The sequence below is a fragment of the Bradyrhizobium sp. genome (assembly GCF_004799405.1).
Lineage (GTDB): Bacteria > Pseudomonadota > Alphaproteobacteria > Rhizobiales > Xanthobacteraceae > Bradyrhizobium.
This window is the reverse complement of sequence record NZ_SSMW01000042.1, coordinates 60035-74918: the sequence shown is the minus strand read 5'-3', so window position 1 is coordinate 74918 and position 14884 is coordinate 60035. Positions and strand designations below refer to the sequence as shown.

Below are 14884 nucleotides of genomic sequence, written 5' to 3'. Positions count from 1 at the left end.
CGTCCTTGTAGGTGAGCAACTTGGCGTAGTTGATCGCGACCGCGCGCGGCAGTTCATCGCCGAAGCCGCCATTGACCGCGGCGTTGCGGACCTGCGTCACCAGATCGCGGTAGCGTTTCGCGAGCTTTTCGTCCTGATAATCGGTCAGCAGCGCGCTGCGGTGGGCGATGATCTCATCCAGCGACATCGCATCCAGTGTTTTCGGCGCGACGGTCTCGTCCTGGCTCTTCATCATCGCCGCCAATCGCGCCGGATCGGCCGCCGCCAGCCGTCCCAACTGGAACGCCTGCGTATTCATCTTGACCGCGACGCCGTTGACCTCGATCGCCTGCTCGATGGACTTGGCCGAAAGCGGCAGCAGTCCCTTCTGATAGGCATAGCCCATCATCATCATGTTTGTGGCGATGGAATCGCCGAGCAGGACTTCGGCGGGCCTGGTGAAATCGAAGAACGACGAATCCTTGCGCAATGCGGTTTCCAGCACGCTGTTGACCTTGCGGCTTTGGAAATTGAAATCGCGGTTCATGATGAAATCCGCGATCGGAATGAGATGGGTGTTGATGACCCCAAAGGTACGGTCGGATTCGCACAGCGTGATGGTTTCCTTCGCCACCGCCACCACTTCGTCGGCGGCGATCACGAGGTCAGCCGTGCCGGTGACGATGCGCGAACAGGTGACGTCGGCGGGATGTTCGGACAGCCGGACGTGGCTCAGCACCGCGCCACCCTTTTGCGCAAGTCCGGACATGTCGAGGATCATCGAGGCCTTGCCGTCGATATGCGCGGCCATGCCGAGCAGCGCGCCGATGGTCAAAACGCCGGTGCCGCCGACGCCGCCAACCGCGACATTGTAGGGCTGATCGAGCGAGGGCCTCGATGCCGGTTCGGGCAAATCGCCGATATCGCCGAGACCGGCGGGCGCGCGGCGGCGGAGTTTGCCGCCATCGACCGTGACGAAGGACGGGCAAAAGCCCTTCAGGCAGGAATAATCCTTGTTGCAGCTGGATTGATTGATGGTGCGCTTGCGCCCCATTTCGGTCTCCAGCGGCTCGACCGAAATGCAGTTCGACTGCACCGAGCAGTCGCCGCAGCCTTCGCATACCGCGGGGTTGATCATGACGCGGCGCGGCGGATCCTCCAGCGTGCCACGCTTGCGGCGGCGGCGTTTTTCGGCGGCACAGGTCTGCACGAATACGATCGCGGATGCGCCCTCGACCTGACGCAGCGTCTTCATGACGGCGTCGAGTTCGTCGCGATGCGCGGTCTTGGTGCCGGGCGCGATGTCGGAAGCTGGATAAGCATCGGGGTTTTCCGACACCAGATAGATATCGCGGATGCCTTCGGAGTGAAGCTGGAAGGTGATCTGCTGCGGCGACAGTTCGCCATCGACATGCTGGCCGCCGGTCATCGCGGTCGCATCGTTGTAGAGGATCTTGTAGGTGATATTGGCCTTGGAGGCGATGGCCTGGCGGATCGCCAGACTGCCGGAGTGGAAATAGGTGCCGTCGCCGAGGTTGGCGAACACGTGTTTTTCGTCGGTGAAGGGTGCGACACCCACCCACGGCACGCCCTCGCCGCCCATATGGGTGAAGGTTTCGGTGTTGCGATCCATCCACAGCGCCATGAAGTGGCAGCCGATGCCTGCAAACGCGCGGCTGCCGTCGGGCACCCGGGTCGAGGTGTTGTGCGGACAGCCCGAGCAGAAATACGGCGTGCGGGTAACCGGCGCCACCGCCTGCATCTGCGTGGCCTGGCGGCCGTTGAACCAGTCGGCCTTGGCGCGCAACATGGCGGCGATTTCGGGGTTTAGATTGAGCCGCAACAACCGCTCGGTGAGCGAGCTTGCCAGCGACGCCACGCTGAGCTCCTCGGCGAACGGCAGGAAACGCTTGTCGTGGTCGTCCATCTTGCCGATGATGCGGGGACGTACGTCGTCACGCCAGTTGAACAGCTCCTGCTTGACCTGATTCTCGACGATCTCGCGGCGCTCTTCGATGATGAAGATTTCTTCGAGCCCGACGGCGAATTCGCGCACGCCTTGCGGCTCCAGCGGCCACGGCATGCCGATCTTGTAAAGCCTGAGCCCGATCTTGGCGGCGACTTCCGGCGTCACCCCGAGTTCGCGCAGCGCCTGCCTGATGTCCTCGTAGCTCTTGCCCGACGCCATGATGCCGTAGCGCGCGTTCGGCGAATCCATGGTGATGCGGTTGACCTTGTTGGCGCGGGCAAAGGCGACCGCGGCGAAACCCTTGTAGTCCTGCAGCCGCCGGTCCTGATCGTAGCGGTCGTCGGGCCAGCGCAGATTGAGTCCGCCCGGCGGCATTTCGAAATCGGCAGGGATGATGAACGGCTTCATCTCGTCGGTAAGATCGATCTCGGCGGTGGTTTCCACCGTTTCGGTGATCACCTTCATGCCGACCCAGCAGCCGGAATAACGCGACATCGCGATCCCGAGCATCCCCATCTCGATCATTTCATGGACGCTGGAGGGATAGAGATACGGCATTAGCGCGGAGATGAAGGCGTGGTCCGATTGATGCGGCACGGTGGAGGATTTGGCGCCGTGGTCGTCGCCGGCCAGACACAGCACGCCGCCGTTTTTGGCCGAGCCCGCGGCATTGCCATGGCGGAACACGTCGCCGCAGCGGTCGACGCCGGGCCCCTTGCCGTACCAGATGCTGACCACGCCTTCGTGCCGGGCGCCGGGCGACAGGTTGAGCTGTTGCGAGCCCCAGACCGCCGTGGCCGCAAGGTCCTCGTTCACGCCGGGCTGGAATTTGATATTGTATTGCTCAAGGTGCTTGCGCGCGGCGAACAATTGCTGGTCGTAGCCGCCGAGCGGCGAACCCCGGTATCCCGTGACGAAACCCGCGGTATTGAGACCGGCGGCGCGGTCGCGGCGGATCTGGGCCATCGGCAGGCGAACCAGCGCCTGGATCCCGGTCAGGAAGACGTGGCCGGATTGCTGGGTGTATTTCTGGTCGAGACTGATCGGACCCTGGTTGATTCCCATTCCACCCTCTTGAAACCCGAGCGGCGTCCGAGCGAAGCTGGCGGCGCGGCTCTTTTTACTTAGTCATTCAATCGATTAGAACCAGTCTATGTCGGTTTTTACAGCCAGCGCACCACAAATCTGGACAATGAAGCTCTGCGCCCGCAAATCGCAATTTCATGCCGGATACGGCGGCAGCTATTTTCGCTTAGTGTCGTGGCGCGAGGCTGCCGCGAAACGACGTAACGCTCTGGTTGCCCCGGTTTCGCGCTATATTGCCCCAAGGGAAGACCGATCGGTGCCGGGGCCATTTTGCGCAATGCGAGCGATTCTCGCGATTCTGTTTTTGTGCACCGCATTCGCCAGCGGCAAAGCGCGGGCCGAGCCCTCCGCCGAGACCATCGCACGGGGCAAGGCGCTGGCCATAGCCGGCGATTGCGCCAGTTGCCATACCGCCGACCCGGCGAAGCCCTTCGCCGGGGGAAAGAGGATCGATACCCCCTTTGGCGGGATTTATTCGCCCAATCTCACGCCGGATCGCGATACCGGCATCGGGACCTGGAGCGACGCCGAGTTCTACCGCGCGCTGCATTACGGTATCAGGCGCGACGGCTCCCGCTACTACCCCGCATTTCCCTATCCGAGCTTCACCAAGCTGATACGGGACGATGTGCTGGCTATCCGCGCCTATCTTGCGACCCTTGAGCCGCTGCGCAACAGGCCACCGCCGCCGGAACTGCTCTGGCCGCTGAATTACCGGGTATTCATGCGCGGCTGGGATTGGCTGTTCTTTCAGCCCGGCATATTCCAGCCCGACCAGCAAAAGGCCGGGCAATGGAATCGCGGCGGCTACCTGGTCGAAGGTGCGGCGCATTGCGGCGCATGCCACACGCCCAAAAACATCCTCGGCGCCGACAAGCGCGACCGAATGTATGGCGGCGGCCTGGTACAGGGCTGGTTTGCACCGCGCCTCGACGGCGCCGAGCGAAGCGGCCTGAAATCATGGAGCGCCGACGATATCGTCGAATATCTCCAGAGCGGCCGCAACGCCCGCAGCCATGCCGACGGGCTGATGGCCGAGGTCGTCGTCAATTCGACCGCGAAGATGAGCGACGAGGATGTGCGCGCCATCGCGGTCTATCTGAAGGATCTGCCGGCGGGCGCGCCGGAACCCGCGGTGACCCCGCCTGCGCAGGATGTCATAACGACGGGTGCGGGGCTTTATGCCCATGCCTGCATCGCCTGCCACGAGGCCGATGGCACCGGCGCGCCGCGGATCTATCCGCCGCTGCCCGGCAACGCCAATCTGCAGTCGGTCGATCCCTCCAGTACCCTGCGCATCCTTCTTGACGGCGCCCAGACGGTGACGACGCCGCGCGCACCCAATACCGGCTCGATGCCGTCTTACGCGAAACTGTCCGATCAGGAGATCGCGGATGTCGCGACCTATATCCGAAATTCCTGGGGCAACGCGGCGCCGCCGGTCACGGCGGACCAGGTGAAGAAGGCAAGACGCGAGAAGTAGGCGGCGAACCGCTACCATCGTTCGTGCAAAGCAGAGTTCCACCGCACACAAAGATTGTTTCGAATCAGGAACCCGCGCTGCGCCCATCGGTTGTTACAGGCTATAACGGAGGAACCCATCATGGCCTACGAACGCAATCCGGACGATCCCTATCGTTCCCCGAACGATCCCTATCGTTCCAATCTCACTGACAGCGACTTTCGCCGTCAGGCTCGTCTCGACAATGAGTTGCAGGCCGATCCCGAACTCGCCGAAGGCCCCGCCAGCGGTGGCAAGATTGCGATGTTCGCGGTCGCCATCGCCGTGGTGCTGGGTGCCGTGTTCTACGGCCTGAACAACTCGACCATCAACCAGGCCGGCACCTCGTCGACGGCGCAGAACACCGCGCAGACCGCCCCGCCCGCAACGCCTCCGGGCATGCGTGACGTGACGCCGCGCGCCAACACGTCGCCCGGGATGACGACCGGTGCTGCTCCGGCTACCCCGGCCCAGCCCCCCGCTCCGGCCCAGCCGCCGGCGGATACCAACAAGTAACGTCGGAATTGAATGATCTGAACTGACTGCGCAGCGGGCATACTTGCCTGCTGCGCCCGTTTGCGCGCATCAACTGAACATCTTGTTCAATTCGCCGCCCGGATATCCGTTGCCGAGCTCCTTGAAGGTGCCCTGCTCCGCAATCTCCGTGGCGGCTTTCATGAAGCCAGCCCACGCGGTGCGCGCCAGCGAACCGCCGACGCTGATCCGGCGCACCCCGAGACCGGCCGCTTCCGCAACACTCAGGCCGGATGCGCCGATCAACAGGTTGACCGGTTTCGGATGCACGGCCTTCACGACCGCCGCGATCTGCTCTTTGGTCTTGATGCCGGGGGCATAGAGGCAATCGGCGCCGGCTTCGGAATAGGCCTGGAGACGGTCGATCACCATGGCCAGATCCGCCTGGCCAACCAGAAAGCCTTCGCAGCGTCCCGTCAGCAGTACACCGCTGTGGTCGGCATCGATCGCCGCGCGGGCAGCCTTGATGCGTTCGATCGCAAAGGGGCGCTCGTAAAGCGGCTTGGCGGCGTCGCCAGTGGAATCCTCGATCGACAAGCCGGCCACGCCGGTTTTCACCGCGCGCGCGACATTGGCCGCGACCTTCTCGGCCTTGTGCGCGAAACCGCCCTCGAAATCGGCGTTGACGGGCAAATCGACCGCGCCGCATAGCGCCGTCAGATGTTCCAGCACATCCTCCACGGTGACCCGGTTGTCGGCCCGCCCGATCGACCACGCAAATCCCGCGCTGGTGGAGGCAATCGCCTTGAATCCGAGGTGCTGCAGCGCCTTTGCGCTGCCGATATCCCAGGGGTTGGGCAGCGGAAAACATCCGGATACGTGCATCTTCCGGAATGTCGTGCGCTTGTCTGCTGTCGTTACCGGCATGTTCTCTCCCGTTATTTCTTGTGGCGTTTGTCCAACGATATCCACGCCGGGCATTCGGCGCTAGTGCGCCGCGTGCGCGGCGCGGCTGTCTTTCGGCGCCTGCGCGCGCTCGTTCAGGCCGTAGTCGCGGATCACCCCGGCAATGCGCAACCGGTAGTTATCGAAAATCGTCGCACGGCCCTTGCCTTGCGTCGTGCGGTGCTGCGGCACGTTGCGCCAGGCGGCGACGGCTTCCTCATCGCGGAAGAACTCAGCGACAGCATCTTGCCTTTTTCGGTGATGCTCTCGAACCGCTCGACCGAAATGAACCCGTCGATGGTTTCCAGGATCGGCTTTAGTTCGGCCGCAAGATCGAGATAGTGCTGCTTGTGCTCCGGCTTGGGCCAGACCTCGAAAATAACGGCGATCATCGGCATCTCCCCTGGCGCATCGGACGGCTCATTATCTATGGTCTATAACGTCACCTTGCGCAAAAACGCTCGTTCCTCCGCCAGGATGAACTTGTTTTCCTCGGCGAAAGCAAAATTGGCCATGCTGTCCTTGTCGGCGCGGAGCCGGGCGCGATAGGTTTCATAGCCGGCGAGATTTTCAAACGAAACCAGCGCGAACGCAATGTTGTTGGTGCCCTCGTGCGGCATCCAGTAACCCTGCAGGTCGCCGCCACATTTCGGGATGAGGGTGAGCCAGCGTCTGGCGTACTCCTCGAACATCGCGCGCTTGAACGGATCGAGCTGGTAGCGGATGAAAACGGTAATGGCCACGGCAGCCTCCGGGGGTTTCTGGATATTACAGGATAGCCGCTTGATCGACGTGAATGCTTCGGTTATCATCGAACTATGAAAGCAGGTCCCGATATCGCCATGATCGCCGCACTGGTCGGCGATCCCGCGCGCGCCAATATGCTGATGGCGCTGATGACCGGGCGCGCGTTGACCGCGAGCGAACTGGCGGTCGAGGCCGGGATTACGCCGCAGACCGCGAGTTCGCATTTATCGAAGCTAGAGGCGGGCGGCCTGCTCGAGCAGGAGAAACAGGGCCGCCACCGTTACTATCGGCTTTCCGACCCCGACGTCGCAGGCCTGCTCGAAGGCCTCGAGGGTGTCGCCGCACGCGCCGGTCACATGCGGGTGCGTACCGGGCCAAAGGATCCGGCGCTGCGGCACGCGCGGATCTGCTACGACCACCTAGCCGGCGATCTCGGCGTACAGATGCTCGACAGCATGAAGAAACAGCGGCTGCTCCGGCAGAGCAAGCAGGCGATCGAACTCACCGTCGAGGGTAAACGTTTCCTGGCCGATAGCTTGCAGATCTCAGCTGAGACCCTCACCCATCCGCGCCGTCCGCTGTGCAAGGCCTGCCTCGACTGGAGCGAGCGGCGTCATCATCTGGCGGGCACGCTGGGGGCTGCCATGATGACGCGATTCACCGAACTGAAATGGGCCGCGCGCGACACAACGCCCGGCAGCCGGGTCGTCAATTTCAGCCGCACCGGCGAGAAGCGGTTCGCGGCGCTGTTTGGGGACGCCGAATAGATACGGCGGCCGTTCGTTTACGGGAACGCGTCGGCACGGCCGGGCCCGATCCCGGCCATGACGAGCAAAGACGTCAGGCGCGGGCGGAGAACAGCGACAGCGCGTCCCCGCCCCGCGCGCGAATCACCAATTCCTGAAGCAGTGGCGGCCGAACGGTCCGGAGTGCCAGCCGGGCGGACAATTGTACATCGGGCGGCACCCGCCATAGGGGCCGCGATGCCAGCCGGGACCGCAGCCACCCGCGACGCGGATGGTGTCGGCCGATACGGCCTGATCGAGCGGGGCCAGCGGCATGGCCTGCGACGTGGAGATCGCGGCCAGACTGAGACCCGCAGCGAACGCAACGACAGCAAGGAGTTTCATGGGGAGCTTCCTTTCCTGTTGGAACACGATGAAATTAGTTTGCTGAATTATGCAAAGATTGTGGCAGCCGAAGCATGATCAAGTCACCACCGATGCCGGCGCCAGTGATGGCGGTGCCATCCCCAATGACGCCGGTGCCAGCGGTGCCGGTGCCAACCCCAATGACGGCGGCGCCAGCCCCAATGACGGCGGCGCCAGTGGTGGCGACGCCAGCCCCAGTGGCGGTGATGCCATCCCCCGTGCCCGTGACGTCCCCAGCGGACTTCCTCGGGCTTGAGGTGATCGACATCGTCCTGGGTTACGACCGCAGGCTCAGGGACCTCGGTACGAGGCGGCTGCAGAGCCGGTTGCGCTGAAATCGGCGGCAAGGGTGCGGCTTTCGCGCTCGCAGCAAGCGCGGCCGCGCCCGCGACAAATCCAAAGGTGAGTTTTAGAAAGTGGCGGCGTTCCATAGCATCTCCTCCTTTGCAGTCCGTGAGTGGTGAGGAGAGTTTTGCTGCGCCGAGATGAACCGAGGCTGAACCGGGCGGGCTAAATTTTCCATCACGTCGCGGAAAATTCCTCCGCCAGCACGAAAACCTCGCGCGTGCGCGTGACCCCCGGCCAGTCCCGGTTAAAGTCCGCCACCAGCCGCTCCATGTCGCCGCAGCTCATCGCGCGATCGAGCGCCGCCTGGTCGGTGAATTGATAGCTTGCCACGTGAACGGACGGATCGCTCACACTCCAGCTCCGCCACGCCCGCTCCGCGCCGAATGCCTTCACCGCGTCGGGCAGGTGTTCGCTGTGATACCACTGGTCGAATGCCGCACGTTTGGCCGGATCGGTGACGGTGGCGCGGACGACGAAAAAGGCTGAGGGCATTTGCTTTCTCCCTGGTGAACGTTCGCGCAAATATCATCCCTCGTCATTCCGGGGCATCGCGAAGCGATGAGCCCGGAATCCATAACCACGATAGCGAGTATGGATTCCGGGCCTGCGTCAAGTGACGCATCCCGGAATGACGACACCACCTATCCTAAACCCATCCGCCCCTTGCCATGATGGCCGCGCAGAGCAGGATAATGACAATGCTCAACAATTCGCCATGAATGACGGCGGTGACCAACCTGAGCTTTTTGGCGCTGATCGCCGGCACCTGCCCCGCCTTCAGCGCCGCGCGCCACGACAGGAATTCCATGGTCGGAATGATCGACAACAAACCGATCGCGATGAAGACCGAGAACTTGGTCATGAAGGCGTGGCTGTGGAAATAATACTCCGCGCCCTTCTCGAAAAAGAACACCCGCAACAGCCCGATGACCAGCAGCGCACCCGCCGCGATACCGAGCACGAGATCGGTGACCTGCAACCGGCGTGCGGAGGCCAGCGTCAGCTCGCCGCGAATCAGCGCCAACTCGACCGCTACCGCCGACACCAGCGTGAAGGCGCAGAAGTGATGCAGAAAGGCGAATAGCGTGGTCATGGCGCGGGCTCACGTTAATTGGCCTGGCAGTTTGCCTACAACGGCAAATTGTCGTGTTTCTTCGCCGGCATTTCCACTTTCTTGTCCCGCAGCATCGCCAGCGCCCGCGCAATCCGCTTGCGGGTCGAGTGCGGCATGATGACGTCGTCGATATAGCCGCGCTCGGCGGCGACGAAGGGCGACAGGAACCGGTCTTCATATTCCCTGGTGCGCGCGGCGATCTTGTCGGCGTCGCCGATATCGCCGCGGAAGATGATCTCGACCGCGCCCTTGGCGCCCATCACCGCAATCTGCGCGGTCGGCCAGGCGTAGTTCATGTCGGCGCCGATTTCCTTCGACGCCATCACGTCGAACGCGCCGCCATAGGCCTTGCGGGTGATGATCGTGACCAGCGGCACCGTGCATTGCGAATAGGCGAACAGCAGTTTGGCGCCGTGCTTTATCAGCCCGCCATATTCCTGGGCGGTGCCCGGCAGGAAACCGGGAACGTCGACAAACGTCACGATCGGAATATTGAAGGCGTCGCAGAACCGTACGAACCGCGCGGCTTTGCGCGAGGCGTCGGAGTCGAGCACGCCCGCCAGCACCATCGGCTGGTTGGCGACGAAGCCCACGGTGCGGCCGGCGATGCGGCCGAAGCCCGTGACGATGTTCCTGGCAAAAGCCTCGGAAATCTCGAAGAAGTCACCCTCGTCCACGACTTTCAGGATCAGTTCCTTCATGTCGTAGGGCTTGTTCGGATGGTCGGGGATCAGCGTGTCCAGCGACATATCGATCCGGCCGATGTCATCGAAGCTCGGCCACTCCGGCACGCCATCGGTGTTGTTCGACGGCAGGAAATCGATCAGCCGTCGCATCTGCAGCAGCGTCTCGACGTCATTCTCGAAGGCGCCGTCCGCGATCGAGGAGCGCGTGGCGTGCACGCTGGCGCCGCCGAGTTCCTCCGCGGTGACGACCTCGTTGGTGACGGTCTTGACCACGTCGGGTCCGGTCACGAACATGTAGCTGGTGTTCTTCACCATGAAGATGAAGTCGGTCATCGCCGGCGAATAGACGTCGCCGCCCGCGCAGGGCCCCATGATGACGCTGATCTGCGGGATCACGCCCGAGGCGACGACGTTGCGGCGGAATACATAGGAATAGCCCGCGAGTGCCGCGACGCCTTCCTGAATGCGCGCGCCGCCGGCATCGTAAAGCCCGATGATCGGCGCCCTCGCCTTCATCGCCATGTCCTGGATCTTGACGATTTTCTGCGCGTGGGTTTCCGACAATGAGCCGCCGAACACGGTAAAATCCTTGGCGAACACAAAGGTCTTGCGGCCGTTGACGGTGCCCCAGCCGGTGACCACGCCGTCGCCCGGCACCTTGGTCTTTTCCATGCCGAATTCGACCGAGCGGTGCTCGACGAACATGTCGAGCTCCTCGAACGAACCCTTGTCGAGCAGAAGCTCGATGCGCTCCCGCGCGGTCAGCTTGCCGCGGGCGTGCTGCGCCTCGATGCGCTTTTCGCCGCCGCCGAGCTTGGCGCCGGCGCGGCGCTCTTCCAGGGTGTCCAGGATGTCTTTCATGTCGGCATTCCCGCTTGATTTCCCTCGGGTTCTAACACGGCCTTTTGCCGGCGGGAAACGCCCCTCCCGGTATCTGGCACCCTGCCCCTCCGTCTCAAGCGGCGGCCAAGCGAACCTACTCCTCGCCTTCCCCAAATGGCGGCTCCTTGCCGGCCGGCAGGGTTTGCTCCGCCATCGCCAGCAGCATGGCGACCATGACGTAATTGCCGGCGACCGCCGTCAGATCCACGATCTGCTGATCGCTGAAGATCGACCTAGCGCGGGCAAAGGTTGCGTCCGACACCTCCTCGTCGTGATGAGTTCGGTGACGAAATCGTACACCAGCGCCTCGTCCTCGGCCATCTTGGACGGTCGCTTGCGGGCTTTCAGTTCGGCGATGATCTCCGGCGTCAATCCGGCCTTTTGCGCGATCGGCGCATGGGCGAACCATTCGACCTGCGACCGCCATTGCCGGCCGATAATCAGGATCGCGAACTCGTTGAGCCGCATCGGAACCGACGTTTCCCAGCGCAGGTAGTGGAACAGATCCAGGAGCCGCTGGCCGAGCACCGGACTGCGCAGCAACGAATTGTACGGCCCGCCAATGCCGAGGCTCGAAACCTTCACGACTTCCTCGGCGAACGGCCTTTGCGCTTCGTCGAGTTGATCCATCGTCAGTTGCGGAAAGCGCGGCATCGTACTCATGATCCCTCCATGCGTTTCTTGCAGGAAAATGCTAGTCCAGCCGCGCATCACGCGCCAGCGGGGCGATGGAGCGATTTCCTGCACGAGCTGTTCAAGCTTTGGCGGGCTTCTGTTGGCGACGTAACTCGATGTTTGGGCAACGACGCTGAACTCCCTCTCCCCTTGTGGGAGAGGTGGCAGTGTGCACCGCATTCGCTAGGGCGCGATAACCGGGGCGTATTCGGCGGCGGCGCCTGTTCCAGAGCGGCCTGTTCCGGCAGCTTCTCGCCATGCACGGCAACTGGAGTTCCAATCCAGAGCGGATCGGCAAGATGGTCCCTGCGCGGATTTGTCGTGTTGGGATGGACCAGAATGCTCAAGCGCCCATGGTTGAGCATCAGCCAGGGTACCAGCGCCGGAAATACTTCGGCGGCAAAGGCCACCTGAAAAATCGCCTGATCGTGCGGGCCGACCTTGACATCGTGCCAACGGCCGAGGGTAACGGGGAAACGCTCGTCGATCCACGCCCGCAATCGCTCGGCTTCCGCCCGCGAGATCAGATCGCGCCGATATCGGCAAGGCACTGCTGCACGAGATTCATGCGGTCGGCAATATGGCGGGGCTCGATACAATCGAGATTCAGCGCAAATACCGTGTTCGCGCCGCCCTTCTCGTCCCACCATCCAGCCCAGCGATGGCTTGCCGATCTCGGCGCCCAGCAGCCCCGACTTGGCGCGAATGACGGCATCGCCGGCCTTGGTCACGGGAAGAATATCGCGAACCAGATCCTGGCTGCGCTTCGAGACCGGCAGGACGCCGCGCCGCAGGCGGTCGACGAAGTCGACCTGCTGGAACGGATCGATGCGCAGATTTCCGGTCAGCCAGAACTGATCGATGCCGCCGCCGATATCGCGGTTGCCGTAGTCAAACAGGTCGACATATTTTTGCATCCGGTCCCCGCCGATACGCCGCGCAATCTCCTGATAGACCGGCACGGCGGAGACCGCGATCGCCGAGCGTAGGGTATGGTCGCGATTCCAGGCCGCGATGCTTCTGACCACGCCGTCCCACTTGAACACGTCGACGTCGGGATCGCCAACCACGCCGGTCTCCAGCGCGATCACCGAATTCGGAATTTTGAAGGTCGAGGCCGGCAGCATCCCCTGCCCCGACCGGTCCTTGTCGCTGGCGATGATGAGTTCATCGTCGACCTTGTAGCCGACAAAGGCGCCGACCGTTCCCTCGTCGGTAAATCGCCTGGCCAGATCGGTGCGAATCTCGCTGCGCTGGATTGCGATGTCGGCAAAACTGCTGGATGGCAAGAAGCTGGCGGCGGCAAGCAGGCCGAGGGTGTGGCGACGGTTGATCAAGGCAGCGTCCGGGTAAACTTCGAAACAGCGGCAACGATGCTGATGACATCGTGGTGAAACAATGACGAGCAGGACGAGGGCTAGCGAATTCGTCCCGACAGCCGCAGCACGAAAATCAGCACTTCGGCGACCGCCTTGTAAAGCTCCGCCGGGATTTCATCGCCGAGTTCGACGTTGGACAGCGCGCCCGCCAGCACTTCGTTCTCTTCGATCGGAATGTCGTGGGCCCTGGCGACCTCGATGATCCTCGCGCCGAGGCTGCCTTTTCCCTTGGCGACGACGCGCGGCGCGCCCCCCTTTTCATAGTGCAGCGCTACCGCAAGCCGGTTCTTTGTCTCAACGCTCATAACGCACGATCCAGAAAATGCCCGGCCGGTGCGGGTGCCGCTTGTGGCGGCGCGCCATCGCGGATCACGATATCGCCGGGCTTCAACTCGGCGTTGCTAAGGGCCTGGCTTAGTTGCGCGCTGCCGGCGCGCAATCGCGCCGCGGTCGCAGGCCGTTCCGCCCACATCCGCACCGAGGTTTTATCGCCACTGAGCGACACCAGCGCGTGGACCGGCCCGGCAGGCTCGATGTCGAGCGAAAACCGCGCCCGCCAAACCCGCTTGGCCGTCTCGGCCCCGCCGCCGCCGCCGTCGCGCGAGATTTCGAATTGCGTCACCGCGGTTCCTTGCGGCGTCGCAAACGGAATTTCGAAACTCCAGCGCGGCGCCGCCGGGCCGGCCTGAGGACCGGTGGTGTCGATGCGATCGGGCAACGAGGCCACCTGCAACAGGGTTTGGCGCGCGATCGCGGCGTCGGTATCGTCCAGCAATTGATGCGCGCTTGCGGCCAGCGGCGCACTGGATGCAATCGATGGCGAGGCGATCGGCTGCGCCGAGGGCAATGCACCGCGAAATGGCGGTGGCGGCGTGTTGGTATGGACGGTGACGTCGTCGCTGCCCGGAGTTTGCGGCGCTCCCGGAGCCAATGGCGCGCTGCCGAGGTCCCGCGGCATTTCCTGCAACGCTTCCTGCAGCAGATTGAGCGCTGCGCCAATCGTCGCCGCGCCCGGCCCGGCTTGCGGCGGCGTCGCGGTCAGCACGATCCGGCCGGTGCTATCCAGTTCAACGGCGGCGTCTGCGGCCGGCAACCGCGCCTGCGGCAGAAAAATTTCCCGGACATCGATTTCGGGAAATGAGGATGGCGCCGGCGTCGGTGCCGGTGCCGGTGCCGAAACCGGCTGCTGCGCGACCGTCGCCGTCGCAACCGGGCTCCCGGCAGCTTCGGTCGCACCCAGCGATGCCACGAGCGTTTGACGAAGCACGATCAGCGCGGCCTTGAGATCGGGCATGCCGGTCGTGGATAAAATCGACCCGGACGCCAGCGCAGCCTCAAGGAAAAGCCCGGATGATTGAAACGCATTCTTGACGTCGTCGCCGCTCAGGTTTTGATCGAGATTGGTCTGCCGCGCCAGCACCTGTGCGACCGCCTGCTGCAGCGCCGGCGGAAGACTGCCGGATGCGGCGACCACGCCGAGATTCGCAAACAATGGCGCCAGGCTTGCTTGCTGGGTCGCCGCGGTCTGGGTCGCGGTCGCGACCGCAAGTTTCTCAAGCGGTGTCAACGCATTGCCCGGCGATGCTGTGGCAACAATGGAAGCATGCGCCGGAGTATCGGCCAGTGCGTCGGAGGCAATGGTCGCACCGGGAGCGAGCGTTACGCTGTCCGGAAAAAGGCTGGCCGGAGCGTCGGCAGCCTGCCCGACCACCGCCAGCCTGACACCGTCCTGGGTCTGGGAGACCGCAAGCCGCAAACTTTGCCCGGCCTGAAGCGGTACTTCCGAGAGAACGTCGATCGAAAGACTGTTGATGGCGATCCGCACCAGATCGGCCGACAGAATGGCGAGCACCTGGGCGTCGACAACCATCCCCGGCTGCAGCACGAGCGCGGGCGCTGCGCCCTGGGCGGCAGCTACGGGAATGCTCGGGGTGACGGAGATCGACAT

At 63.4% G+C, this 14884-nt stretch carries 15 protein-coding genes and 3 pseudogenes; 4 read left to right on the top strand and 14 right to left on the bottom strand.

Annotated features, from left to right (window positions below; all coding sequences use genetic code 11):
- A partial coding sequence (locus E7813_RS07855; RefSeq protein WP_291572528.1) for an indolepyruvate ferredoxin oxidoreductase family protein occupies positions 1 to 3013 on the bottom strand: 3013 nt, incomplete at its 3' end.
- A gap of 298 nt (positions 3014 to 3311) precedes the next feature.
- Here E7813_RS07855 and E7813_RS07850 point away from each other — a divergent pair.
- Complete coding sequence (locus E7813_RS07850; RefSeq protein ID WP_291572526.1) at positions 3312 to 4517, top strand: cytochrome c; 1206 nt, start codon at positions 3312 to 3314, stop codon at positions 4515 to 4517.
- A gap of 120 nt (positions 4518 to 4637) precedes the next feature.
- A complete protein-coding gene (locus E7813_RS07845) occupies positions 4638 to 5051 on the top strand; it encodes a hypothetical protein (RefSeq protein WP_291572524.1) in 414 nt (137 codons plus the stop codon).
- Between the two features lie 69 nt (positions 5052 to 5120).
- Here the strand turns inward: E7813_RS07845 and E7813_RS07840 are convergent, their stop codons facing one another.
- The 3 genes and pseudogenes from E7813_RS07840 to E7813_RS07830 all read right to left on the bottom strand — a co-directional run bounded on the left by E7813_RS07840 (position 5121) and on the right by E7813_RS07830 (position 6697).
- Positions 5121 to 5936 carry an isocitrate lyase/phosphoenolpyruvate mutase family protein gene (locus E7813_RS07840; protein WP_291572522.1) on the bottom strand — a complete coding sequence of 272 codons (816 nt, stop codon included), beginning with the start codon at positions 5934 to 5936 and terminating at the stop codon, positions 5121 to 5123.
- Between the two features lie 60 nt (positions 5937 to 5996).
- Positions 5997 to 6346 (bottom strand): annotated as a pseudogene (locus tag E7813_RS07835) (antibiotic biosynthesis monooxygenase).
- 42 nt (positions 6347 to 6388) lie between these two features.
- Entirely contained in the window at positions 6389 to 6697 is a 309-nt protein-coding gene (locus E7813_RS07830) for an NIPSNAP family protein (RefSeq protein WP_291572520.1), read from the bottom strand.
- A gap of 75 nt (positions 6698 to 6772) precedes the next feature.
- Between E7813_RS07830 and E7813_RS07825 the strand changes: the two genes are divergently transcribed.
- A complete protein-coding gene (locus E7813_RS07825; RefSeq protein ID WP_291572518.1) occupies positions 6773 to 7468 on the top strand; it encodes a winged helix-turn-helix domain-containing protein in 696 nt (231 codons plus the stop codon).
- Positions 7469 to 7591: 123 nt separating this feature from the next.
- Here E7813_RS07825 and E7813_RS07820 read toward each other — a convergent pair whose 3' ends face one another.
- Together E7813_RS07820 and E7813_RS26135 are read right to left on the bottom strand one after the other, a co-directional pair.
- Complete coding sequence (locus E7813_RS07820) at positions 7592 to 7831, bottom strand: hypothetical protein (protein ID WP_291572516.1); 240 nt, start codon at positions 7829 to 7831, stop codon at positions 7592 to 7594.
- 78 nt (positions 7832 to 7909) lie between these two features.
- Positions 7910 to 8065 carry a hypothetical protein gene (locus E7813_RS26135; protein WP_363331159.1) on the bottom strand — a complete coding sequence of 52 codons (156 nt, stop codon included), beginning with the start codon at positions 8063 to 8065 and terminating at the stop codon, positions 7910 to 7912.
- Between E7813_RS26135 and E7813_RS26130 the strand changes: the two genes are divergently transcribed.
- Positions 8059 to 8187, top strand: coding sequence for a hypothetical protein (locus E7813_RS26130; protein WP_363331158.1), 129 nt, complete (start codon positions 8059 to 8061; stop codon positions 8185 to 8187). The two genes, E7813_RS26135 and E7813_RS26130, sit on opposite strands and share 7 nt — an antisense overlap.
- Positions 8188 to 8374: 187 nt before the next feature.
- On the opposite strand, the gene E7813_RS07810 is transcribed toward E7813_RS26130, so the two are convergent.
- The 8 genes and pseudogenes from E7813_RS07810 to E7813_RS07775 all read right to left on the bottom strand — a co-directional run bounded on the left by E7813_RS07810 (position 8375) and on the right by E7813_RS07775 (position 14884).
- A complete protein-coding gene (locus tag E7813_RS07810; RefSeq protein WP_291572512.1) occupies positions 8375 to 8692 on the bottom strand; it encodes a hypothetical protein in 318 nt (105 codons plus the stop codon).
- A 154-nt stretch (positions 8693 to 8846) separates the two neighbouring features.
- On the bottom strand, positions 8847 to 9293 hold the full coding sequence (locus E7813_RS07805) for a DUF2214 family protein (RefSeq protein ID WP_291572510.1): 447 nt from the start codon (positions 9291 to 9293) through the stop codon (positions 8847 to 8849).
- 35 nt (positions 9294 to 9328) lie between these two features.
- Positions 9329 to 10861: an acyl-CoA carboxylase subunit beta gene (locus E7813_RS07800; protein WP_291572508.1), complete on the bottom strand. Its 1533-nt coding sequence runs from the start codon at positions 10859 to 10861 to the stop codon at positions 9329 to 9331.
- A gap of 219 nt (positions 10862 to 11080) precedes the next feature.
- A complete protein-coding gene (locus tag E7813_RS07795; RefSeq protein WP_291572505.1) occupies positions 11081 to 11545 on the bottom strand; it encodes a hypothetical protein in 465 nt (154 codons plus the stop codon).
- Positions 11546 to 11790: 245 nt separating this feature from the next.
- Positions 11791 to 12108: pseudogene (locus E7813_RS07790) on the bottom strand (DOPA 4,5-dioxygenase family protein); the annotation flags it as partial.
- Positions 12081 to 12894, bottom strand: a pseudogene (locus E7813_RS07785) (penicillin-binding transpeptidase domain-containing protein). The pseudogenes E7813_RS07785 and E7813_RS07790, both read right to left, overlap by 28 nt.
- Before the next feature lie 80 nt (positions 12895 to 12974).
- Positions 12975 to 13241 (bottom strand): EscU/YscU/HrcU family type III secretion system export apparatus switch protein, encoded by a 267-nt coding sequence (locus E7813_RS07780; RefSeq protein WP_291572503.1) that lies wholly within the window; start codon positions 13239 to 13241, stop codon positions 12975 to 12977.
- Positions 13238 to 14884: a flagellar hook-length control protein FliK gene (locus tag E7813_RS07775; RefSeq protein ID WP_291572501.1), complete on the bottom strand. Its 1647-nt coding sequence runs from the start codon at positions 14882 to 14884 to the stop codon at positions 13238 to 13240. The genes E7813_RS07780 and E7813_RS07775 overlap by 4 nt, the downstream gene beginning before the upstream one ends.

Excerpts from the sequence above, each read along its gene's own strand:
- E7813_RS07850 (WP_291572526.1), top strand. The coding sequence starts at position 3,312 with ATGCGAGCGATTCTCGCGATTCTGTTTTTGTGCACCGCATTCGCCAGC.
- E7813_RS07845 (WP_291572524.1), top strand. The coding sequence starts at position 4,638 with ATGGCCTACGAACGCAATCCGGACGATCCCTATCGTTCCCCGAACGAT.
- E7813_RS07840 (WP_291572522.1), bottom strand. The coding sequence starts at position 5,936 with ATGCCGGTAACGACAGCAGACAAGCGCACGACATTCCGGAAGATGCAC.
- E7813_RS07825 (WP_291572518.1), top strand. The coding sequence starts at position 6,773 with ATGAAAGCAGGTCCCGATATCGCCATGATCGCCGCACTGGTCGGCGAT.
- E7813_RS07820 (WP_291572516.1), bottom strand. The coding sequence starts at position 7,831 with ATGAAACTCCTTGCTGTCGTTGCGTTCGCTGCGGGTCTCAGTCTGGCC.
- E7813_RS26130 (WP_363331158.1), top strand. The coding sequence starts at position 8,059 with ATGCCATCCCCCGTGCCCGTGACGTCCCCAGCGGACTTCCTCGGGCTT.
- E7813_RS26135 (WP_363331159.1), bottom strand. The coding sequence starts at position 8,065 with ATGGCATCACCGCCACTGGGGCTGGCGTCGCCACCACTGGCGCCGCCG.
- E7813_RS07810 (WP_291572512.1), bottom strand. The coding sequence starts at position 8,692 with ATGCCCTCAGCCTTTTTCGTCGTCCGCGCCACCGTCACCGATCCGGCC.
- E7813_RS07805 (WP_291572510.1), bottom strand. The coding sequence starts at position 9,293 with ATGACCACGCTATTCGCCTTTCTGCATCACTTCTGCGCCTTCACGCTG.
- E7813_RS07800 (WP_291572508.1), bottom strand. The coding sequence starts at position 10,861 with ATGAAAGACATCCTGGACACCCTGGAAGAGCGCCGCGCCGGCGCCAAG.
- E7813_RS07795 (WP_291572505.1), bottom strand. The coding sequence starts at position 11,545 with ATGAGTACGATGCCGCGCTTTCCGCAACTGACGATGGATCAACTCGAC.
- E7813_RS07780 (WP_291572503.1), bottom strand. The coding sequence starts at position 13,241 with ATGAGCGTTGAGACAAAGAACCGGCTTGCGGTAGCGCTGCACTATGAA.
- E7813_RS07775 (WP_291572501.1), bottom strand. The coding sequence starts at position 14,884 with ATGTCGATCTCCGTCACCCCGAGCATTCCCGTAGCTGCCGCCCAGGGC.